Source organism: Microbacterium altimontanum (assembly GCF_058349865.2).
Map to the genome: position 1 here is coordinate 428,321 of NZ_JBYRJB020000005.1, position 21,850 is coordinate 450,170.

20 protein-coding genes are annotated in these 21,850 nt (G+C 70.8%); 15 read left to right on the forward strand and 5 right to left on the reverse strand.

Annotation, left to right across the window (positions count from 1 at the left end; all coding sequences use genetic code 11):
* Positions 1-82: 82 nt before the first annotated feature.
* Positions 83-1,225 carry a galactokinase gene (galK, locus tag AC3RX1_RS11455; protein ID WP_491501393.1) on the reverse strand — a complete coding sequence of 381 codons (1,143 nt, stop codon included), beginning with the start codon at positions 1,223-1,225 and terminating at the stop codon, positions 83-85.
* A gap of 68 nt (positions 1,226-1,293) precedes the next feature.
* Entirely contained in the window at positions 1,294-2,586 is a 1,293-nt protein-coding gene (locus tag AC3RX1_RS11460; protein ID WP_491501361.1) for a galactose-1-phosphate uridylyltransferase, read from the reverse strand.
* 136 nt (positions 2,587-2,722) lie between these two features.
* Between AC3RX1_RS11460 and AC3RX1_RS11465 the strand changes: the two genes are divergently transcribed.
* Positions 2,723-3,706, forward strand: a complete 984-nt coding sequence (locus tag AC3RX1_RS11465; RefSeq protein WP_491501394.1) for a LacI family DNA-binding transcriptional regulator — start codon at positions 2,723-2,725, stop codon at positions 3,704-3,706.
* Between the two features lie 56 nt (positions 3,707-3,762).
* Here AC3RX1_RS11465 and galE read toward each other — a convergent pair whose 3' ends face one another.
* The gene (gene galE, locus AC3RX1_RS11470) at positions 3,763-4,743 is read right to left on the reverse strand and encodes a UDP-glucose 4-epimerase GalE (protein WP_491501362.1); all 981 of its coding nucleotides are present in this window, start codon (positions 4,741-4,743) and stop codon (positions 3,763-3,765) included.
* Positions 4,744-5,017: 274 nt separating this feature from the next.
* Between galE and AC3RX1_RS11475 the strand changes: the two genes are divergently transcribed.
* Positions 5,018-6,166: a glycerate kinase gene (locus AC3RX1_RS11475; RefSeq protein WP_491501363.1), complete on the forward strand. Its 1,149-nt coding sequence runs from the start codon at positions 5,018-5,020 to the stop codon at positions 6,164-6,166.
* A 29-nt stretch (positions 6,167-6,195) separates the two neighbouring features.
* Here AC3RX1_RS11475 and AC3RX1_RS11480 read toward each other — a convergent pair whose 3' ends face one another.
* Entirely contained in the window at positions 6,196-6,636 is a 441-nt protein-coding gene (locus AC3RX1_RS11480) for an SgcJ/EcaC family oxidoreductase (RefSeq protein ID WP_491501364.1), read from the reverse strand.
* 76 nt (positions 6,637-6,712) lie between these two features.
* Between AC3RX1_RS11480 and AC3RX1_RS11485 the strand changes: the two genes are divergently transcribed.
* Positions 6,713-7,285 (forward strand): PadR family transcriptional regulator, encoded by a 573-nt coding sequence (locus AC3RX1_RS11485; RefSeq protein ID WP_491501365.1) that lies wholly within the window; start codon positions 6,713-6,715, stop codon positions 7,283-7,285.
* Between the two features lie 65 nt (positions 7,286-7,350).
* On the opposite strand, the gene pgm is transcribed toward AC3RX1_RS11485, so the two are convergent.
* A complete protein-coding gene (gene pgm / locus AC3RX1_RS11490) occupies positions 7,351-8,991 on the reverse strand; it encodes a phosphoglucomutase (alpha-D-glucose-1,6-bisphosphate-dependent) (protein ID WP_491501366.1) in 1,641 nt (546 codons plus the stop codon).
* A 50-nt stretch (positions 8,992-9,041) separates the two neighbouring features.
* Here pgm and pheA point away from each other — a divergent pair, with 50 nt between their 5' ends.
* From pheA to AC3RX1_RS11550, 12 genes are all read left to right on the forward strand, one after another.
* A complete protein-coding gene (pheA, locus tag AC3RX1_RS11495; RefSeq protein ID WP_491501367.1) occupies positions 9,042-10,022 on the forward strand; it encodes a prephenate dehydratase in 981 nt (326 codons plus the stop codon).
* A gap of 4 nt (positions 10,023-10,026) precedes the next feature.
* Complete coding sequence (locus AC3RX1_RS11500) at positions 10,027-11,253, forward strand: CaiB/BaiF CoA transferase family protein (RefSeq protein WP_491501368.1); 1,227 nt, start codon at positions 10,027-10,029, stop codon at positions 11,251-11,253.
* On the forward strand, positions 11,250-12,050 hold the full coding sequence (locus AC3RX1_RS11505) for an HpcH/HpaI aldolase/citrate lyase family protein (protein WP_491501369.1): 801 nt from the start codon (positions 11,250-11,252) through the stop codon (positions 12,048-12,050). Before AC3RX1_RS11500 ends, AC3RX1_RS11505 begins: the two co-directional genes overlap by 4 nt.
* A 94-nt stretch (positions 12,051-12,144) precedes the next feature.
* Positions 12,145-13,182: a LacI family DNA-binding transcriptional regulator gene (locus AC3RX1_RS11510; protein WP_491501370.1), complete on the forward strand. Its 1,038-nt coding sequence runs from the start codon at positions 12,145-12,147 to the stop codon at positions 13,180-13,182.
* Positions 13,179-14,108, forward strand: a complete 930-nt coding sequence (locus tag AC3RX1_RS11515) for a carbohydrate ABC transporter permease (RefSeq protein WP_491501371.1) — start codon at positions 13,179-13,181, stop codon at positions 14,106-14,108. The genes AC3RX1_RS11510 and AC3RX1_RS11515 overlap by 4 nt, the downstream gene beginning before the upstream one ends.
* Complete coding sequence (locus AC3RX1_RS11520; RefSeq protein ID WP_491501372.1) at positions 14,105-14,941, forward strand: carbohydrate ABC transporter permease; 837 nt, start codon at positions 14,105-14,107, stop codon at positions 14,939-14,941. The genes AC3RX1_RS11515 and AC3RX1_RS11520 overlap by 4 nt, the downstream gene beginning before the upstream one ends.
* A 58-nt stretch (positions 14,942-14,999) precedes the next feature.
* The gene (locus AC3RX1_RS11525; RefSeq protein WP_491501373.1) at positions 15,000-16,286 is read left to right on the forward strand and encodes an ABC transporter substrate-binding protein; all 1,287 of its coding nucleotides are present in this window, start codon (positions 15,000-15,002) and stop codon (positions 16,284-16,286) included.
* Positions 16,287-16,355: 69 nt separating this feature from the next.
* A complete protein-coding gene (locus AC3RX1_RS11530) occupies positions 16,356-17,507 on the forward strand; it encodes an ADP-ribosylglycohydrolase family protein (RefSeq protein WP_491501374.1) in 1,152 nt (383 codons plus the stop codon).
* Entirely contained in the window at positions 17,504-18,859 is a 1,356-nt protein-coding gene (locus AC3RX1_RS11535) for an ADP-ribosylglycohydrolase family protein (RefSeq protein ID WP_491501375.1), read from the forward strand. The genes AC3RX1_RS11530 and AC3RX1_RS11535 overlap by 4 nt, the downstream gene beginning before the upstream one ends.
* Positions 18,859-19,845, forward strand: coding sequence for an ADP-ribosylglycohydrolase family protein (locus AC3RX1_RS11540; RefSeq protein WP_491501376.1), 987 nt, complete (start codon positions 18,859-18,861; stop codon positions 19,843-19,845). Before AC3RX1_RS11535 ends, AC3RX1_RS11540 begins: the two co-directional genes overlap by 1 nt.
* A complete protein-coding gene (locus AC3RX1_RS11545; protein ID WP_491501377.1) occupies positions 19,842-20,825 on the forward strand; it encodes an ADP-ribosylglycohydrolase family protein in 984 nt (327 codons plus the stop codon). The genes AC3RX1_RS11540 and AC3RX1_RS11545 overlap by 4 nt, the downstream gene beginning before the upstream one ends.
* A gap of 2 nt (positions 20,826-20,827) precedes the next feature.
* The gene (locus AC3RX1_RS11550) at positions 20,828-21,721 is read left to right on the forward strand and encodes a ribokinase (RefSeq protein WP_491501378.1); all 894 of its coding nucleotides are present in this window, start codon (positions 20,828-20,830) and stop codon (positions 21,719-21,721) included.
* Positions 21,722-21,850 lie beyond the last annotated feature (129 nt).

Here is a 21,850-nt window from a genome sequence, read left to right on the forward strand (position 1 = left end):
TTCGTCCCGCGTCGGACGGTCGATCTGCGACAGGTGAGCGGGCCCGCGAGGGCGAACGGGGCGGCCCCGCTCCCGCGCGGGGTCAGGCGTCGCGACGCGCGCCGTCGGACGGCGTCACGGTGAACACGTGGGGTGCCGCGTAGCCGGCGGCGGCGAATGCGGCGGTCGCCGCATCCCGTACCGCATCGACGCGGTCGTGCGGTGTGAGCGCGATCGCCGCGCCGCCGAACCCGCCGCCGGTCATGCGCGCGCCGATCGCCCCGGCAGCGCGGGCGGCCTCGACCGCCGTGTCGAGCTCGGGCACGGAGATCTCGAAGTCGTCGCGCATCGAGGCATGGGATGCGTCGAGCAGCGCGCCGATCGCGGCGGGCCCCTGCGAGCGGAGCGTCTGCACCGTGTCGAGCACGCGCTGGTCCTCGGTGACGACGTGGCGCACGCGACGGAACGTGACCTCGTCCATCAGGGTCTCCGCCCGGTCGAGGTCGGCGACGTCGAGGTCGCGCAGGGCGGGCACGCCCATGATCGCCGCGCCGCGCTCGCACGCCTGGCGACGCTCCCGGTATCCGCCGGTGGAGTGCGCATGCTTCACGCCCGTGTCGATCACGACCACGTCGAGACCGGCGGCGGCGAAACCGAGGTCGACGATCTCCGCATCGAGCGAGCGGCAGTCGAGGAAGATCGCGGCATCGGCGCGGCCGCGCATCGCAGCCATCTGGTCCATGATGCCCGTGGGTGCTCCCACGGCCTCGTTCTCGGCGCGGCGGCCCACGCGGGCCAGGTGGGCCGCGTCGAGCCCGAGACCCCAGACGTCGTTCAGGGCGGCGGCCGTCGCCCCCTCGATGGCCGCCGAGGAGGAGAGGCCCGCGCCGACCGGCACGTCCGACGCGATCGCGATGTCGACCCCCCGGCCGGGCGCCGTCGCGGCCTGCCTCAGCGCCCACGCCACGCCGAGCGGATACGCGGCCCACTCCGGCACGGCCGGCGCGCCCGTGCTCGGGAAGAGCCGGTCGAGCTCGTCGAGCCCGACCTCGACCGGCTCGCCGGCGAACGTCGAGGCGACGCGGATCCGCGCATCGTCGCGCAGACCGAGCACGACGTGCGTGCGCCGGTCGATCGCGAACGGCAGCACGAACCCGTCGTTGTAGTCGGTGTGCTCGCCGATCAGGTTGACGCGGCCCGGGGCCGACCACTCTCCCGCTGCGCGGCCGCCGAGCGTCTCGAACAAGGCGCGGGCCGATGCATGCGCACTGAGCGAGCGGCCGTCGGCCGACGCATCCGTCGTCTTCGACTCCGTCACAGGGTCACTCCTTCCAGCGCCTCGCGCAGGCGGGCGGCGGCGGTCTCGGGTGGGATGTCGGCGATCCAGGCGCCCATCGCCGCTTCGGAGCCGGCGAGGAACTTCAGCTTGTCGGCCGCGCGCCGCGGGCTCGTGAGCTCGAGGTGCAGGCGCACGGAGTCGCGGCCGACGTGCACCGGCGCCTGATGCCAGGCCGCGATGTACGGCGTTGGGGCCCCGCGCCCCGAGGCTCCGCGCGACGCGTCAGCGTCGTGTGGAGTGGGCGTGGGGAGGGCCCCGGCGCCGGCGGCTCCGCCCGACGCGTCAGCGCCGTGTGGCGTGGGCGTGGGGAGAGAGGGGTAGAGGCGATCGACGCCGCGCAGGAGCAGGAGGTAGAGCCGGGCGAGCTCGTCGCGCTCGGCGTCGGAGGTCTCGGCGAAGTCCGCGACGTGCCGATGCGGCATCATGTGCACCTCGAGCGGCCAGCGTGCTGCGAACGGGACGTACGCCGTCCAGCGCAGGCCCTCGAGCACGACGCGGTCGGATGCGCGCTCGAAGTCGAGGATGTCCTGGAACAGCGTCGGGGAGGTGCGGCCGATCTGCTCGAGCAGCCGGGTGGTGCGGGGCGTGATGTACGGGTAGGCGTAGATCTGGCCGTGCGGGTGGCCGAGCGTCACGCCGATCGCCTCGCCGCGGTTCTCGAACGGGAACACCTGCTCGACGCCGGGGAGGGCCGACAGAGCCGCGGTGCGGTCGGCCCACGCCTCGATGACGGTGCGGGCGCGGGTCTCGGTCTGCGTTCCGAACGAACCGGCCGTGTCGGGGCTGAAGCACACGACCTCGCAGCGGCCGACGCTCGTGCGCTCCCGGCCGAGCCCCATCTGCGCGAGGTCGGCGAGGCCCTCGGGCGGGTTCGCCGCCACCGGAGCGGTGCCGGTCGCCGCGGCGAGGGCCGGCCCGAACGACGGAGACTTGTTCTCGAAGACCGCCACGTCGTACAGCGACGGGATCTCGCTCGGGTTCGTCGGCGTCTGCGGGGCGAGCGGATCGAGTTCGGCCGGCGGCAGGAATGCCCGGTTCTGACGGGCGGCGGCCACCGAGATCCAGTCGCCGGTGAGCACGTCGAGACGCATCGTGGCGGTCTCCGGACGCGGGTCGAGCGTGCGGGTGTCGACGGCGCGGTCGGCACCGAGTGTCGTGCCGGGGTCGTCGTAGTAGATCAGCTCGCGGCCGTCGGCGAGGCGGGTCGGCCGCTTCACGACGCCGGCGCCGAGTGTCTCGCCGGGAAGGGCGGCGCGAGGTTCGGACATGTGCGGAACTCCTCCATGTTGACGTTCACACGCTAGCAAGGGCGGTGTGTTATCGTCAACATCGACGAAGCGTCCGGAGTTCCGCACGGCTCCGGGAGGAGGGGCGGCCGTGGGGGAGAAGAACCGCCGGGTGTCGATGACGGATGTCGCGGCCCGCGCCGGCGTCTCGGGGCAGACAGTGTCGCGGGTGGTGAACGGCAGCCCGCGCGTGGATCCGGCCACGCGGGCGCGCGTCGAAGCGGCCATGGCGCAGCTCGGCTACCGGCCGCACCGCGCGGCCCGGGCACTGCGGACCGGACGCACGCAGACGATCGGCCTCGTGGCAGCGACCCTCGCCACGGTGGGGAACTCCCGCATGCTGCAGGCGGTGGCGGATGCCGCAGCAGCGCGCGGCTACTCGGTCGTGGTCGTGACGCTCGGCGTCGCCGGGGCGGGGGACCGCGCGATCGCCGACGCCTTCGAACGGCTGCACGACCAGGGCGTCGACGGCGTGATCGTGCTGAACGAGGCGACGGCACTGGCTCGCGAGGCGGTGGCCCCGGCCGAGCTGCGGCTCGTCGTCGTGGACTCTCCGCCCGACGAACGCTTCGGCGTCGTGCGGACGGACCACGCCGGGGGTGCGCGACGGGCGGTGGAGCACCTCCTCGCGCTCGGCCACCGCACCGTGCATCATGTCGCCGGTCCGGTCGGCTCGTTCGCCGCAGCCGAGCGCGAACGGGGATGGCGCGAGGCGCTCGCCGCCGCGGGGGCGACGGTGCCGGAGCCTGTGCGCGGCGACTGGACCGCGGCATCCGGTCACCTCGTCGGCTCGACGATTCCTGCCGATGCCACCGCCGTGTTCGCGGCGAACGACCAGATGGCCCTCGGCCTGCTGCGCGCTCTCGCCGAGGCCGGACGCGTGGTACCCGACGATGTGAGCGTCGTGGGCTTCGACGACGTCGCGGATGCCGCAGAATACCGCCCGCCCCTCACCACAGTCCGCCAGGACTTCGACCTTCTCGGCGAGCGCGCCGTCGATGTGCTGGTCTCGGGTATCGAGGTGGCCTGGACACCGCGGCTTGAGACGATCGAGGCCGACCTGGTGGTGCGAGCGAGCAGCGGCCCCCCTCCGGCGGGGTGAATCAGCCGACGCATCCGTGGATCGCGTCCATGCAGAGTATGCCCGCGGCCGAGCGGCTACGCGCCCCCGGCGCGGCGGGCCTCCCATCCCGAGCGGACCATCTCGTCGACGGTGTAGCGGTTGGCCCAGTCGAGGTCGCGGGCGGCGAGTTCGCCCGTCGCGACGATCCGATCGGGGTCGCCGGGGCGGCGCGCCGCGACGTCGGGAGTGAAGTCGATGCCGGTCACGCGCGCCATGGCGTCCATGATCTGGCGTACGGAGAGCCCGTTCTGCGAGCCGAGGTTGTACGCGGGCTCGATCGCGGCACCCGAGGCGAGCCGCTGCGCGGCGACGACGTGCGCGGCGGCGATGTCGGCGACGTGCACGTAGTCGCGGACGTTCGTCCCGTCTTCGGTGTCGTAGTCGTCGCCGAAGATCTTCGGGGTCCTGCCCGCCAGCAGCGCCTCGAACACGAGCGGGAAGAGATTGTGCGGGCTCGTGTCGTACACCGCCGGATCGCCGGATCCGACGACGTTGAAGTAGCGCAGCGAGGTGTGGCGGAGCGGATGCGTCGCCTCGGCCGTCGCAGTTCCCTGGTCGGCGATGAGCCATTCGCCGATGAGCTTCGATTCGCCGTACGGGGAGGTGGGCCGCTTCGGCAGGTCCTCGGTGACGAGGGGGACGTCGGGGGTGCCGTACACGGCCGCCGACGACGAGAAGACCAGATTCGCGACATCCGCTGCCGCCATCGCCTCGAGGACGATGCGGGTGCCCTCGACGTTCTGCTGATACGTGTGCAGCGGGCGCGTGACCGACACCCCGGCGTACTTGAACCCGGCGACGTGGATGACGCCCTCGACCTCATGATCGCGCAGGGTGTCCTCGACGAGGTCGCGATCGAGGATCGACCCGCGCACGAACGGGACGCCGTCGGGGACGAAGCCGGCGTGTCCGCTCGACAGGTCGTCGAGCACGACCGGCTCGAGGCCAGCCGATCCCAGCGCGCGGACGATGTGTGCGCCGATGTAGCCGGCGCCGCCGGTCACGAGCCAGGTCATGTCACTCCTCTGCGGGGCCGAGCAGCGGCCCCGGCGCGAAGCGCGCACCGGCGACGAGCATCTGCTCGAGTTCGATCACGATCACTTCATTCTGCCCGGTCGCGAACGCGCCCCCTGGCACATTCGGCCGGCGTCCCGCGACGCGAACCCACCACCCAGTGCCGAACCCACCGCCGATAGCGGGTGGGCTCGGTACCAGTCGATGGGTTCGGTGGGTGGCCAGATGGCAGATGGCAGGTCAGGGGCCGGGGAGGCGGCCCGTAGACTCGCGCGTGTGACACGTCACGCATCCGTCGTCGTCCTCGCCCCCGACAGCTTCAAAGGCTCGATCCGCGCGGCGGCCGCCTGCGACGCGCTCGCAGCCGGCTGGCGCGACGTCGAACCGGATGCGCGTGTCCTCGCGCGGCCGATGGCCGACGGCGGTGAGGGGACGCTCGACGCGTTCGCGGCGGTGGTCCCCGGTGCGCGCCGGATGCCCCTCACGGTGACCGATCCGGCGGGGCGCGCGAAGGACGCGGAGTGGCTGCTGCTTCCGCCCACCGCGGATGCGCCCGGGGGGACGGGCGTCGTCGAGCTCGCCTCGACGAGCGGCATCGAGATGCTCGGCCGGTTCCGCCTGGCGTGGGAATCGCACACGGTCGGGTTCGGCCAGGCGATCGCGGCGGCCCTGCGGCACGGCGTCTCGCGCCTCATCCTCGGCGTCGGCTCGAGTGCGTCGACCGAGGGCGGGGCAGGGATGCTCGTCGCGATGGGTGCCCGGTTCCGCGATGCCGCCGGCAGCATCATCCCGCCGGGAGTGCGGGGCCTCGCCCAGATCGAGACCGTCGACGTGTCGGGGCTGTCTCCGCTGCCACCCGGCGGGGTGCGCGTGCTCACCGACGTCACCAACCCGCTGCTCGGGCTGGCGGGCGCGGCGGCCGTGTTCGGCCCGCAGAAGGGGCTCGCGGCCGAAGACGCGCCGGAGGCCGATGCGGCTCTCGCCCACTACGCGGCAGCGCTCGCTGAGGCGCTCCCCGAGGCCGACCCGGCCGCCGCGGGCGCGGGCGCCGCCGGCGGCACCGGATTCGCGCTGCAGGCGTGGGGTGCACAGCTCCTGCCCGGAGCAGTGCAGGTCGCCGACGTCATCGGACTTCCGGATGCGTTGGCTGACGCATCCGTCGTCGTCACCGGCGAGGGATCCTTCGATGGTCAATCCGCGGCGGGCAAGGTGCCGGCGCTCGTCGCGGCGCTCGCCGCCGAAGCGGATGTGCCCGTCGCCCTCGTGGCCGGGCGCATCGCGACGGACGCCGATGCCGCCGCCTTCACCGAGACGGTGTCGCTCACCGAGATGGCCGGCGGCGCCGAAGCCGCTCAAGCCGATGCCGGGTACTGGCTCCGGGGAGCGGGGCAGGCTCTCGCCGAGCGCTTCGCCGGGATGGCCTGAGGTGGCCGCGCCTCTCGCCCGCGCCGACGTCAGCGCGCGAGCCGCTTCATCTCCCGGGCGTTGACGGCCGCCATGATCCGGTTGCGCTTCGTGTTCTGGAACGCGGCGCAGCGCCAGACGTCGCCGTCCCGCACCATCACGAAGGTCTGCACCTTGTCGTGCCGCACGCGGACGGCCTCACCCTTGTACAGGCCGCCCTCGGTGAGCACGACGGCGACGTCGTCGCCGAGCATGCGCGCGTCGAGGATCTGCATGGCCATCCGTGAACCGCGCTGCCACCGCTCGAACACGGGAACGTGATCGCGACGGATCTGCTCCCGCCCCAGGCTGATGATCCCCGCGAAGATCACGTAGCTCGCGTCTGCGGTGAACTCGGCGGCATAGGCCTGGGCGTCGCCGGCGTCCCACGCCTGCCGGATGCGGTCGAGCGCCTCCCGCACTCCTGACGGAACGGTGGTTGTCGTCGTCATGATGTCTCCTTATGGCAAGTTGCACTAATTATTAATGCAGACTGCACTATTCGTTGTCAAGCCGTAGACTCGGCGCGTGACCGAGACCGCCCGACAGCTCACGCGTGACGAGCGTGATCTGCCCGGTCTCACGGTGCTGGCGCTGCTTACCCGCGGGCCGCGCCATCCGTACGACATCCATCGCTTCGTCGTCGAGACCCGCAAGGACTTCGTGGTGGGCGCTCCGCGCAGCATCTACCACGCCGTGCAGAAGCTGCAGGCGGCGCACCTGATCGAGGCGATCGGCTCCGAGCAGGCGGGCGGACGGCCCGAGCGCACGGTCTTCGCGCTGACCGACGCCGGGCGCGCGGAGGTCCGCCGTCGCGTCACCACGCTGCTGGCAGTGCCGCAGCCGGACCGCACGATCACGGTGGCGGCGCTGTCGTTCATCGGCATCCTCGAGCGCGGCGAAGCGATTCTCGCGCTCCGGGCCCGGCTCGCCACGCTCGAGGCGGACCTCGCCGTGGTGGCCGCCGATCTGGCGGAGGTCGGCGATCTTCCGCCGGTGCTGATCATCGAAGCCGAATACGAGGCGGATCAGCTGCGCGCGGAGCGCGAGTGGATCGCCGCACTCCTCGCACGGCTGGAGGCCGGCGAGCTCGGCTGGTAGAGCGGTTCAGCGGTTCGGTGCTCGACTGCTTCGACCGGCTCGACCGGCTCGATCGGGAGGGCGGTTCAGCCCTCGAGCGCCGCGTCGACGACCGCGCGTGCCTCTTCCTGCACCTGCGCGAGGTGCTCGGGGCCGCGCAGCGACTCCGCGTAGAGCTTGTAGACGTCCTCCGTGCCCGAGGGCCGAGCGGCGAACCAGGCGTGCTCCGTCTGCACCTTGAGACCGCCGATCGGCGCGCCGTTGCCCGGCGCATGTGAGAGCTTCGCCGTGATCTCCTCGCCGGCGAGCGTCGTCGCGGTCACATCGTCGGGGGAGAGCCGTCCGAGCTTTGCCTTCTGCTCGGGAGTCGCCGGGGCGTCCACCCGCTGGTAGGCCGACGCGCCGAACTGGGCCTCCAGCTCCGCATACCGCTGCGACGGCGTCTTGCCGGTGACCGCGAGGATCTCACTGGCCAGCAGGCAGAGGAGGATGCCGTCCTTGTCGGTCGTCCACACGCTGCCGTCGCTGCGCAGGAACGACGCTCCCGCCGACTCCTCGCCGCCGAATGCGACGGAACCGTCGAGGAGGCCCGGCACGAACCACTTGAAGCCGACGGGCACCTCGAGCAGGTCGCGGCCGAGCTGGGCTGCCACCTTGTCGATGATCATTGACGACACGAGCGTCTTCCCGACGGCGGCGCCGGCCGGCCACTCCGGCCGGTGCGAGTAGAGGTAGTCGATCGCCACGGCGAGGTAGTGGTTCGGATTCATCAGCCCCGCGTCCGGCGTCACGATGCCGTGCCGATCGGCATCCGCGTCGTTGCCGGTGAGGATGTCGTACTCGGAGCGAGCGGCCACGAGCGCCGCCACGGCCGACGGCGACGACGGATCCATCCGGATCTTCTCGTCCCAGTCGAGCGTCATGAACCGCCACGTCGGGTCGACCTCCGGGTTCACGACGGTGAGGTCGAGCTCGTACATCTCAGCGATGAGGGCCCAGTACTCGACGGACGCGCCGCCCAGCGGGTCGGCGCCGATGCGCACGCCGGCCCTGCGGATCGCCTCGATGTCGATGATCGTGCCGAGGTCGGCGACGTATCGCTCGCGGAAGTCGTAACGGCCGAGCGTGTCCGTGTCGATGTCGGCGAGCCGCGTCCGCTTGACCTCGTCGAGGCCCGCGGCGATCAGCGCGTTCGCGCGGTCGGCGATCCATCCGGTCGCGTCGGTGTCGGCGGGTCCCCCGTTCGGCGGGTTGTACTTGAAGCCGCCGTCGGCCGGAGGGTTGTGACTGGGCGTCACGACGATGCCGTCGGCGCGCGCCGGGTCATCGGCATCCCGCCCGCGGTTCGCCGTGAGGATCGCGTGGCTGAGCGCGGGAGTCGGCACCCACGAGTTGCGGGAGTCGACGTACACATCGACGCCGTTCGCGACGAGCACCTCGATCGCCGTCCGCTCCGCCGGCCGCGACAGGCCGTGGGTGTCCCGGCCGAGGAAGAGCGGCCCCGCGATGCCCTGCGCGTTGCGGTAGTCGACGATCGCCTGCGTCGTCGCGAGGATGTGGTCTTCGTTGAAGCTGCGGTTCAGGGACGAGCCGCGGTGGCCGCTCGTGCCGAACACGACGCGCTGCGCAGTGTTGTCGGCGTCGGGCTTGAGGTCGTAGTAGGCGTTGATGACCTCGTCGATGTCGATGAGGTCTGACTCCTGGGCGGGCGTTCCTGCACGGCTCATCTGTCCAGTCTGCCCCGAACCAGGCGTGAGCGCATCGGTAGGCTGATCGGATGACGCAGCCCCCCGCATCGCCCGAACGCCGCACGTACAGCTATCTCGGGCCGGCAGGGACGTTCACGGAGGCTGCTCTCGCGCAGGTCCCCGAGGCCCGCGGGCAGAGCTGGCGCACCGTGCGCAACGTGCCCGAGGCGCTCGCCGACGTGATCGAGGGGCGGTCGGATGCGGCGATGATCGCGATCGAGAACTCGGTCGACGGCGGGGTCACCACCACGCAGGACGCCCTCGCGACGATGCCGGGCCTGCGCATCATCGGCGAGTATCTCGTCCCCGTGCAGTTCGTGCTCGTCGCGCCGCCCGGCACAGCCCTCGAGGACGTGAACCTCGTGGCCGCGCATCCCGTCGCGTACGGGCAGTGCCTGCAGTGGCTGGGCGAGAACCTCCCCGCGCACGCGCATCTGCCGGCGTCGAGCAATGTGGCCGCGGCGCTCGAGATGCTCGACGGGACCACGAGCGCGGATGCGGCGATCGCTCCACCGGCCATCGTGCAGCACCACGACCTCGCCCTGCTGGCCGAGAACATCGGCGACAACCCCAAGGCGGTCACCCGGTTCGTGCTCGTCTCGCGCACCGTGGCGCCGCCCGAGCCGACGGGAGCCGACAAGACATCGCTCATCGTCGAGCTGCCCGACGACCACCCCGGCGCGCTGCTCGACATGCTGGAGCAGTTCGCGACGCGCGGCATCAACCTGTCGCTGTTGGCGTCGCGGCCCATCGGCGACGAGCTCGGTCGGTACCGCTTCGTGATCGACGCCGACGGACATGTGCGCGACGAGCGGATGGCCGATGCGCTGCTCGGCCTGCGCCGGTTCAGCCCGAAGGTCGTGTTCCTCGGCTCGTACCCCCGCGCCGACCGCGCGATCGTGCACTATCCCGACCGGTATGCCGACGACGTGTTCGTCGAGGCCCGGGACTGGCTGCGTGGCCTCGTCTCCGGCGAACCCGAGGCGCCGAACGCCGTGTGGCTATCATGAGCCGGTGAACGGGCAGCAACAGGAGAACACTGCAACGTCTTCCACTCCCGCCGCACTCGCCGGCGTGCGTGTGCTCGACGTGTCGACGCTCTTCGCCGGACCGCTCGCGGCGACGTTCCTGGGCGATTACGGTGCGGATGTGATCAAGGTCGAGCACCCGCGCAGGCCGGATGCCGCTCGCGGCCACGGGCCGCAGAAGCACGGAGCGAGCCTGTGGTGGAAGACCCTCGGGCGCAACAAGCGCGACGTGACGATCGACCTCTCCCGCCCGGAGGGAGCCGAGGTCCTCCTGCGACTCGTAGCCGAGGCCGACGTGATGATCGAGAACTTCCGGCCGGGCACCCTGGAGCGATGGGGCCTCGGCCCCGACCGCCTCTTCGATGTGAACCCGCGCCTGATCCTCGCGCGGGTCACTGCCTTCGGACAGTTCGGTCCGTACTCCGCACGGCCCGGGTTCGGCAGCCTCGCCGAAGCGATGAGCGGCTTCGCAGCATTGACCGGCGCGCCCGACGGTCCGCCCACGCTGCCGCCCTTCGGCCTCGCGGACGGGATCGCCGCGCTCGCCACCGCCTACGCCATCATGGTCGGACTGCGCGGGGCAGAGCGCGACGGGCGCGGCCAGGTCATCGACATGGCGATCATCGAGCCGATCCTGATGATGCTGGGCGGCCAGATCACCGCCTGGGACCAGCTCGGGGTGGTTCAGCCCCGCGTCGGCAATCGTTCCGTCAACAACGCGCCGCGCAACGTCTATCGGTCGCGGGACGGCGTCTGGCTCGCCGTGTCGACGAGCTCGCAGTCGATCGCCGAGCGGGTCATGCGGCTGGTGGGCCGTTCCGATGTGGTCGAGCACGAATGGTTCGCGACCGGCCACGATCGCGCCCTTCACGCTGACGAACTCGACGATGCCGTGCAGGAGTGGATCGGCGAACGAGACGCCGATGAGGTCATCACCGCGTTCGAAGAGGCCAATGCCGCCATCTCGCCGGTCTACGACGTGCGGGGAGTGATGGACGACCCGCAGTATCGCGCGCTCGGCACCGTGGTGCACGTCGACGATGAGGAACTCGGCCCTGTCGCGATGCAGAACGTGCTGTTCCGGATGTCGCGGACGCCCGGCGGGATCCGCTGGGCCGGCCGGCAGCACGGGCAGGACACCGACGCCGTCCTGCGTGGCGTGGGATACGACGATGCCCAACTGGCGGCGCTCCGGGAAGCGGGGACGATATGACGCTGCGCGTCGCGGGTCTGTACGTGCCAGGGGACCGGCCGGACCGTTTCGCGAAGGCCGCCGCCAGCGGCGCCGACCTCGTCGTCATCGACCTGGAGGACGCTGTGGCCGCCGATGCGAAGACCGCAGCGAGGACCGCTGCGTGCGCATGGGCGGCGAGCCACGATCCGACGGACGGCGTGACGATCCAGATCAGGGTGAACGCCGGCGATCTCGACGACCTGCGAGCCGTGGCAGGGCTTCCCCCCACTGTCGGGCTGCGCCTGCCGAAGGTGGAGGGGGTCCACGACGTGGACGCGGCAGCGGCCTTGGCCCCGGGGCGTCCTGTCACAGCACTGCTCGAATCGGCGGGAGCGGTGCTCTGCGCCGCCGCCATCGCGGCGCATCCTGCCGTCACCGAGATCGCACTGGGCGAGAGCGACCTGCGCAGTCAGCTCGGCGGAGGCGAGCCGGTCATCGAGCACGCCCGCCTCGCCGCCGTCTACGCCGCCGGCGCCGCCGGGATCGCCCCGCCCATGCTCTCCGCGTATCCCGCGATCGCCGACGTCGACGGGCTCGTCTCGGACACGCGCCGCGGACGGGAACAGGGCCTCGTCGGGCGGATGGCGATCCACCCGTCGCAGATCGCGCCGATCGCCGCCGTGTTCCGCTCGTCGGACGCCGAGGTCGCCTGGGCGCGGGAAGTCATCTCCGTCGTCGAGCCGGGCGGAGGAGTGACGCGGCTCGCCGACGGTCAGATGGTGGATGCTGCGATGGTCGGTCGGGCGCGCCTTCTGCTCGATCGCGCGCGTGGTTGACGGCGGAGACCGAGGTCGCTACCGTATCCGCACCTGAGGGGACGTGCGGCTCCGAACTGTAAACGTTTCCACCGATGCTCGACGAGGAGATGACATGGCAAGACCGACACTTCACCAGGTCGCCGCGGCGGCGGGCGTGTCGATCGCGTCGGCCTCCCGAGCGCTCTCCGGCGGTGTGGCCAGCCCTCGGACGGTGGCGAAGGTCCGTACGGCCGCCCGCGATCTCGGGTACTTCCCCGACGCCACGGCGCGCGCGCTGCGCACCGGCGCCCCTCGCCGCATCACATTCGCCGTCGATGACATCGGGAACCCGAACTACGTCGCGATGCTCCGGGCCATCGAAGGAGCGATGGGGCACGGCGGTCCGTCCGTCAGCGTCACCTCCACCGGCAGCAACGATCAGGCGGTGGAACTCGTGCGGCATGCGGCGTCAGCCGCCGACGGCATCATCATCTCCCCGATACGTGTCAACGACCGCTTGCGCCGGGCCATCACGAGCTCGCCAATCCCGGTCGTCGTGATCGGCTCGCTCGGCGAAGACGCACCCGTCGACGTCGTCCACGTCGACTCGGCGAAGGGCATCGGCATGGCCGTCGGTCACGTCACCGCTCTGGGCCGCCGCAATCTGGTCTTCCTCAATGGGCCCCTCGACACGAATCCCGGGTCGTCTCGAGAACGGGGCTTCTACCGTGCCGTGCGGACGATGGGGCTCGACGCTGACCGTTGCCGGCAGGTGCTCGCCGACGACTTCACCGTGGCGGCGGCGCGAGCGGCGGCGGCCGATCTGTTCACCGGCTGGCACCGCCGACGGCCGGTCGACCGGCCGGACGCCGTGATCGCCGCGAACGACCTCATCGCGATCGGTGCGATGAACGCCGCCACCGACGCGGGTCTGCGCATCCCCGACGACGTGATGTTCACCGGCGTGGACGACACGGAGATCGCCGCCGTGTACAACCCGAGCCTGACGAGCGTCTCGCTCCACGCAGCCGAGCGTGGCCGGCTCGCCGCAGAGCTGCTCTTGCAGCGCTTCGCGGAGCCGCAACGCCCGGCCCGCCTCCTCAGCGTCGAACCTCGCCTCGTCGTGCGGCGCTCCACGACGCTGAGCACCGCCGGGATCCTTGCATCATGACGACGCTCGCACCTTCTCCTGTGCTCGGCCCTCGGCAGCGCAGACTGTCCGCCGCTCGACGGAACGAGGCCGCCGCCCTCGTCCTTCCGTCGCTCATCCCCATCGTCGCGCTGAGTGTGCTGCCGATCCTCATCGGGCTCGGCTACGCCTTCACCGACTCCCAGTTGGCCAGCACGGAGGTGCCGACGTTCGTCGGCCTCGACAATTTCGGAAAGGTCTTCCGCGATGCCCCGTTCTGGCACTCCTTCGGCATCGGCGCGATCTGGACCATCAGCGTCACGGTCCTCCAGGTGGTGTTGGGGCTCTGCCTGGCACTCCTCCTGAACACGAACATCCGCTTCGGTGGGATCGCCCGCGTCCTGGCGATCATCCCGTGGGCCATGCCGCCGGTCGTCGTGGCGATCATGTGGAAGATGATCTACTCGCCCACGAACGGGCCGCTGAACTGGCTCATCGCCGCGCTGGGAGGTCCGGACAGCATCAACTGGCTGGGTGACTTCGCTCTCGCGCTTCCCGCCGTGATCCTCGTCGCGGTGTGGACCGGCATCCCTCAGAACACCATCACGATGCTCGCCGGGCTTCAGCAGATCCCTGCGGAGCTGATGGAGGCGGCCACCGTGGACGGCGCCGGCGCGTGGGCGCGCTTCGTTCACGTGACGCTGCCCGGACTGCGCCCCGTCATCGTCTCGATCGCGACCCTCAGCGCGATCTGGAACTTCAACTCGTTCGGCATCGTCTACGTGCTCACCGGGGGAGGACCGGGCGGACGCACGCTTCTGCCCATGCTGTTCGTGTATGACGAGGCGTTCCACAACGGGAACACCGGCGTCGCGGCAGCGATGACGTTCGTGATCCTGCTCGTGCTGGTCGTGATCCTGCTGCTGTCGCAGCTGACCCGGCTGCGACGTCTGGTGGTGAAGAAGTGAACCGGACACCCGTTCTCACTCGCGTCTTCCAGTACGTCGCGCTCGCCCTGTTCATCATCTTCTTGGGCTTCCCGTTCGTCTGGCTCATCTCGACCTCCTTCAAGAGCGACCGCGAGCTCAACTCGCTCGCCGTTCATCTGATCCCGACCGAGCCGACATTCGACAACTTCGTGCAGGCGCTCCAGTCCCAAGGGCTGGTCCAGGCGGCCGTGAACAGCATCGTGGTGTCGGTCGCGACGACGATCGTGGTGGTGCTGGTGTCGGTGCCCGGCGCCTACGTCATGGCGCGCTACCGCGGAAAGATCCGCGCTGCCGGAGTCGGCTGGATCCTCGTCAGCCAGATCATCCCGGTCCCGATCATCATCATCCCGATGTTCTTCATCCTGCGCTCGATGGGACTGTTCGACTCCCTCGGCGGACTGGGCATCGTCTACGTCGTCTACTCGCTGCCGTTCGCGCTGTGGATGCTGCAGGGTTACGTCGCGGGCATACCCATCGACATCGAGGAGGCCGCGGCGATCGACGGGGCCGGGAGGATGCGGGTGCTGGCGAGCGTGGTTCTGCCGCTGCTGCGGCCCGGGCTGATCGCGACGGCCATCTTCACCTTCGTGTCGGCGTACAACGAGTTCTTCTTCGCGCTCGTCCTGCTGCAGAGCAGCGACAAGTACACCCTGTCCGTGGCTCTCAGCACGTTCGTCAACGGACAGGGCATCAGCCTGATCGGGCCGCTGGCGGCCGGCGCGCTCCTGGCGAGCATCCCGAGCATCATCTTCTTCGCCATCCTGCAGAAACGGCTGACGGGCGGCATGCTCGCCGGCGCGGTCAAAGGCTGAGACCGGCTTCAGTACCCCACCATCGCAATCACATCAGAAGGGAATCAGGATCATGAGAATGCGTCCCATCCTGGCCGGCGCCGTCGCCGTCGTCAGCATTGCAGCTCTCGCCGGGTGCTCCGGCGGAGGCTCGACGACCCCGTCGACGAACGCCTCCGGTCAGCCGACCGGAAAGATCACGTATGAGTACTTCAACAACCAGCCTGCCGCGATCGAGGCGACCAAGCAGATCGTGGCGGACTTCGAGAAGAAGTACCCCGACGTCGACGTGACGCTTCAGGTGGCGCCCGCCGACAGCCTCCAGCAGAAGCTGCAGGTGCAGTATGCCGGCGGTGTCGCCGCCGATGTGGTGCAGAACGATTCGCCCGGCAGCACCCTCCGCTTCGCGGATTATCTTGCCGACCTCGGCTCGCTGCTGCCCGCCGAGATGGTCTCGGACATCCCCGACAGTGTGCGCGAGGGGCTGCAGAAGGATGGCAAGCTCCTCGCCGTGCCCACGGAGCAGCAGAGCTACGTCGTCTTCGCCAACAAGGATCTTCTCGAGAAGGCGGGGGTCACGATCCCGACCGGCGACACGATGACGTGGGATGAGTTCCAGGACATCGCGAAGGCGACGACGAAGGACGGTGTGAAGGGTCTCGCGTGGGGCCTCGGCAGCCCGACCTCGGTGTTCGCGAGCTTCGGGCTCGGATTCGGTGCGAAGTTCTTCACCAGCGCCGACGAGAGCCAGGCGAAGGCGTCGATCGGGGAGGCAGAACTGCAGGTGCCGACCCGCGTCAAGTCGATGATCGACGCGGGCTACGTCGACAAGACGAGCGTCACCCAGTCGACGTCGGAGGCGCTTCCCACCTTCTACGGCGGAAAGGCCGCGATGACGGTGGCCGGCTCGTACCAGATCGCGAACATCGAGACGCAGGCTCCGCAGGGGTTCCACTGGATCGTGCTCCCCGCCCTCGAGGGCAGTGAAGGATCGCAGCAGATGTCCGCCCCGATCACGCTGTCGATCACGAAGTCGTCGAAGAACGTCCCCGCTGCCGCGGCGTTCGTCGAGTTCTATCAGTCGCCCGAGAACCTCGCGAAGATCAACATCGCCGACGGCGAGATCCCGGCGACGACATCGGCTCAGGACGCTGCCGCGAAGCTCACGGAGGGGAAGAACGGCTGGGCGGAGGTGCTGGCATCCGGCAAGAACCTCGTGAACCCGCAGTGGAACACCTTCACCAAGTACGAGAGCTGGAAGAGCACGGTGGCCAACCCCGCGTACCAGAAGTTCCTTGCGGGCCAGATCAACACCGATCAGCTGGCGAAGGAACTGGAGGACGGCTGGGCGAACACCAACCAGTGAGGCCGGTGGCCGGCGTCGACGACGGCGCCGGCCACATCCCCGATCGAACGATGCGAGAGCGAGAGAGCAGTGAACTGGTTGCGCGAGCGAACGGCCGCCGTCCTGATGGGAGCCGCCGTGGGAGACGCCCTGGGCGGTGCCACTGAGGGTTTCACCCCCGAGGCCATCGAGGAGCGCTACGGCGGACGCGTGGACGGCATCGTCCCGCCGTTCTTCGCCGACTGGCAGACGCGCAAGCCCATCAGCCCCTACCACAAGGGCGATGGCCACGTCACCGACGACACCCTGATGACTCAGGCGCTCGTTCAGGTGTACGCGAAGCGCCGACGTCATCTCGACGCCTTCGACCTCGCCGAGGACCTCGTGCCGCTGCTCATGGAGCAGGTGCGGTGGATCCCGGAGCTCGAGCGGGAGACGGTGCTGCTGCAGCGCATCTTCCTCGCCGAGAAGTGGCTCGTGCTGCGGTTGAAGTACGGGCACATCGATCCGCGCGAGGCCGGCGTGGGCAACACCGTGAACTGCGGGGCGACGATGTACATGGCGCCGGTCGGGATCGTCAACGCCACAGATCCGGCGGCGGCGTATGCCGAGGCGATCGACCTCGCCGGTGCGCACCAGTCCAGCTACGGGCGGGAGGCGGCCGGTGTCTTCGCGGCAGCCGTCGCGGCGGCCCTCACGCCGGGAGCGGACGCCGAGTCCGTCGTGGCGGCGGCGCTCGACCTCGCGCGGGACGGCACAGGCACGGCGATCGAGGCCGTGGTCGCGGCGGCGCGGCAGAACGCCGACGCGGAGCCCCGCGCTCTCGCAGCGGCCCTGCGCGAGGCGGTGATCCCGTTCGACACGGTGGGTGCCGCCTACCGCGAACCGGATGCCGATGCCCGCCGCCCCTCGCGGACGAAGTCGATCGAGGAGCTCCCCGTCGCGCTCGGGTTCCTCGTGGCACATCAGGGCCGATTCCGCGAGTCAGTGCTCGGTGCCGTGAACTACGGCCGCGACAGCGACTCCATCGCCACAATGGCGGGAGCGATCGCGGCAGCGCTCGGCGGGGCGGAGGCGGTCCCGCAGGAGTGGGCCCGCGGCGTGGCGCAGGGAAGCCGGATCGACTTCGACCACTACGCGACGATGCTCGCAGACGCCGCAGAGGAGATCGTGCGCGACGACGTGCGTCGTGCGCGGCTCCGCCTCGAGCGTCTCGATGCGCTCGCCGGGATCGGTTCATGAGGCTGAGCTGGTCGCAGCCGGAAGATCTCGTCGCGCAGGAGATCGTCGCTTCGCGCGACGAGGGGCGGGATGTCGACGCCATCGCCGCGTCGTGGGTCGGCGCCGGCGGCGAGCTGGAGGTCCCCCGGAACGGGGCGTCCCCGCAACGAGCGCCCGACGACCGGCGGATGATCGCAGCGCGACTGCTCGACGAGCTCGACGCCCTTCCGACTCCCGCGGACCCGCGTCGTCCGGAGCGGATTGACGACATCCTCGCGGCCGCCCCCGCATCCGTCGCCCTCCCGCCCGTGCCAGGCGACCTCGGGGACCGCATCCACGGTGCGTGGCTCGGTCGGTCTGCGGGGTGCCTCCTCGGCAAGCCGGTCGAGAAGATCCCCCCGGAGGGGATCCGTGAGCTTCTCGCAGCCGCCGGGCGATGGCCCCTCGGCTACTACTTCAGCGCCGACGGCGTCCCGGCGGACGTGCTCGCGCGCTGGCCGTGGAACCGGCGCAGCGCTCCGACCTCCCTCGTCGAGAACATCGACGGGATGCCCGAGGACGACGACCTCAACTATCCACTGCTCAACCTCGCGCTCGTCGAGCGCCGTGGACGAGGATTCACGGTCGACGACGTGGCGGAGGCCTGGCTCGCGGAGCTTCCGGCAGGCCGGGTCTTCACCGCGGAGCGCGTCGCCTATCGCAACCTGTTGGAGGGGATCGACCCCGATCGCTGTGCGCGGGTGCGCAATCCGTTCCGCGAGTGGATCGGTGCGCTCATCCGAGGAGACGTCTTCGGATGGGTCTCACCCGGCGACCCGCAGGCGGCGGCACGGATGGCTCATGAAGACGCTCGACTGAGCCACACCGGAAACGGCGTCTACGGCGAACTGTGGGCGGCGGCGCTCGCGGCGGCGGCGGTCGTGTGCACCGACGTCGAGACCGTGCTCGACGCCGCCTCATCGGTCGTCCCGGCATCCAGCGCCCTCGCCGACGCCATCGACTTCGGCCGCCGTCTCGGGCGCGGCGGGGGAACCCTGGACGACGACCTCGCCGCGCTCGCCGCTCGGTACGCAGGCATGCACTGGGTGCACGTCATCAACAACGCCGCGACGATCGCCTGGGCACTGACCCGCGGTCGCGGAAGACTCGAGCAGGCTGCGCCGCTTGCTGTCATGGCGGGGTGGGACACCGACTCGGTCGGGGCCACCGTCGGCGGGGTGTGCGGTGCCATGGCGGGCGCTCGGGCGCTGCCACACGAGTGGACGGCGCCGCTGCGCGACCGCATCGCGACCAGCCTTCCCGGGCTCGACGGGGTCGCGATCTCGGAACTCGCACGTCGGACGACGGCGCTGGCCGTCGGCAAGGAGGAATAATGAGCACGATGTCCGCCCGTGATCGGGCGAGGGGGTCGATGGCCGGGCTGGCGATCGGCGACGCGATCGGTCGCCCCGTCGAGGGACTGTCGGCGCAGGAGATCCAGGACCGCTACGGCCGGGTCGAGGGGTATCTGCAGTGGCCGCCTGCGGGCAGCGACGACACCGAGTACGCGCTGCTGACGGCCCGCACGATCCACCGGGTCGGTGTGGGGGCGACGGCCGACGACTTCGCGCAGACGTGGATCGAGGACGTGCTTCCCCAGCTCGACAACTTCGCCGGCGGGGGCTTCAGCGAGATGGCCGCGATCGACAACCTGCGACGCGGTGTGCGCCCGCCCCAGTCCGGCGATCACATCCACGCGTGGAGCGACGGGCTCGCGATGCGCGTCGCTCCGCTGGGCATCGTGTCGGACGGCGACACCGCGGTCGCGACGCGTCTCGCGGTGGCCGACGGCGAGGTCAGCCACAGCGGCGAGGGCATCCACGCCGGCGTCGTGGTGGCGGTCGCGGTGGCGGCCGCCATGTCTGGCGCAACGGCACGGGAGGCGTACGCGGCGGCGCTCGCGGCGATCCCCGCCGATTCGTGGACGGCGCGGAACCTCGTGGCGGGGCGCGAGCTGGTCGATGCGGAGCCGGATCCCGGGCGCCTCGCGATCGCGCTGCACGACCGGCTCGCCGTCGACGACTACTACTGGGCAGATCTCGCGCCGGAGGCAGTGGGGCTCGCCATGGCCGCGGTCCTCGCCGGAGACGGCGACTTCCGCGCGAGCGTCCTGTTCGCCGTGAACCTCGGACGCGATGCCGACACCATCGCCGCGATGGCCGGATGCGTCGCCGGCGCCATCTCGGGCATCGACGCCATCCCGGCCGACTGGGTCGAGGCTCTGCGGCCGGTCGAAGGATCGTGCATCCGGTCGACCGCCGGCATCCATCCGCTCGAAGCCGCCGACGCGCTGATCGACCTCCGGGAGCAGAACCGATGAACACCGACATCGTCCGCGGACTCGTCGCCGGCGAGTGCCTTCACCCGGCGAATCTCGACTTCCGCATCCATGCCCTTCCCCCGAAGCGGTTCGCTCGGATGGAGGTGCTGCACGCTTTCGACAGGGAGCACGACCAGACCACTCCGACGCGCCCGTACGCGCACTCCTCGCCGCCGCAGCTTCTGCAGGGCGCCGGCGAGAACGCCGAGTGGTTCGCCTTCAGTGCGGGGCTGATCGCGTCGGGAGACGCTGCGGTCGTCACCGACGGATGGATCGCCCTGGCGGGCGGTCCGCAGGGTCGTCGTCGTCCCGGCACTGCGATCGCGCTCGACAACATGCGCCGTGGCCTCCGGCCTCCCCAGTCCGGGCATGACAACCCCCACTATTTCGACGACCTGGCCATGGTGCGGGCGTTGGCTGCGGCAGTGTTGCACGAGGATGAGCAGACCGCTCGCGCACTCGCGGCCGCCGACGCCCATGCCACGCACGACCTCGACGGCGTGTGGGCGGCGGATGCCACCGTCGTGCTGTTCCGGGCGCTGATGGCCGGTGCGTCGGGAGGCGATGCCGCCCGGGCGGCGGCGGCCGCGCTGCCATCGGGCAGCTGGAGTCGGCGGCTGACGGGCACCGCTCTGCAGACCGCCGAGGAGCACGGCGATCCGTTCGGTCTCGCCGTGGCTCTCGGTCGGGAGGTGTGCGACTGGATCTACAGCTACCCTGTCGCCGCGCCCGAGACGCTGGCGGTGCTCCTCGCACACGTCAGTGTGGCGGACAGCGCCGAGGCGCTGCTGGCGGGGACGGCGGGGACGGGCCGCAACGGCACGACGCTCGCGGCGCTCGCGGGTGCGGCGGCAGCGGCGCTGTTCGGCGGCGGGTGGATCCCCGCCGAGATCACCCTGGATGCGCGCCTCGCGGGAATCGGCGTTCCGGCCCTTGCCGGCTCGTCGATCGCCGAGGCGATCGAGCGGGAACCGCACTGATCGTGGGGAGCGTCGTCGCCATCGGATCAGCGAACGTCGACGTCATCTTCCGCGTACCGCATCTCGTCGCGCCAGGAGAGACGCTGCACGCGCACAGCGTGGCGGAGGCCGCGGGCGGGAAGAGCGCGAACCAGGCGGCGGCGGCCGCACGGCTGGGGGCGTCCGCCCGCTTCGTGGGATGCGTCGGCGACGATGAGCATGGGCGGCTCGCACTGAGTGCCCTCGGCGATGCCGGCGTCGATGTGACCGGCGTGCGGATCTGTACCGGAACTCCCACCGGATCCGCGTTCATCTGCGTCGATGACGCCTCGGAGAACACCATTGTCCTGTCCGCCGGAGCGAACGACCTCCTCTCTCCCCGCGACCTCGAGACGGTGGAGCTCTCGAGCGATGATGTCGTCACGCTGTGCTGCGAACCTCCGCAGGCCGTCGTGGCAGCGGCCGCCCAGCGCGCCCACGGGGCCGGCGCCACGGTGATCGTGAACGCCTCTCCCGTGGCGTCGTTCGACGCAGTGACACTGGCATGGACGGACGTGCTCGTCGTCAACGCCGGTGAGCTTGCCGCGATCTCGGGCGGCGGCGCATCCGACGACGACATCCGGAGCGCGCTGTCGCGCCTCGGCGTGGCTGTCCTGATCGTCACGCTGGGAGCTGGGGGAGTGGTCGTCGCCGAACGGGACGCGGTCACACGCATCCCCGGGCACCGCGTGATCGCGGTCGACACCACCGGGTGCGGCGACGCCTTCCTGGGCGCGTTCGCCGCCGGTCTCGTCGCAGGTCGGACGTTCGAGGACGCCGCTCACCGAGCGAATGGCGCCGCTGCTCTGGCCGCCACCGTGGCGGGGGCCCAGCCGTCCTACCCGACGACAGTGCAGCTCGAGGACTTCCTCGCCTGATATGTGGTGAGTTTTGTCAAGTGGGCAGGGTGAAGCGCCGCCGGGGCTGGCGGCCGGGCGGCGCTTCGTCGTTCGCTCGATCGGTCACGGGATGCGGCGTGTCTGGTGACGCGTGGTCAGTCTGATATG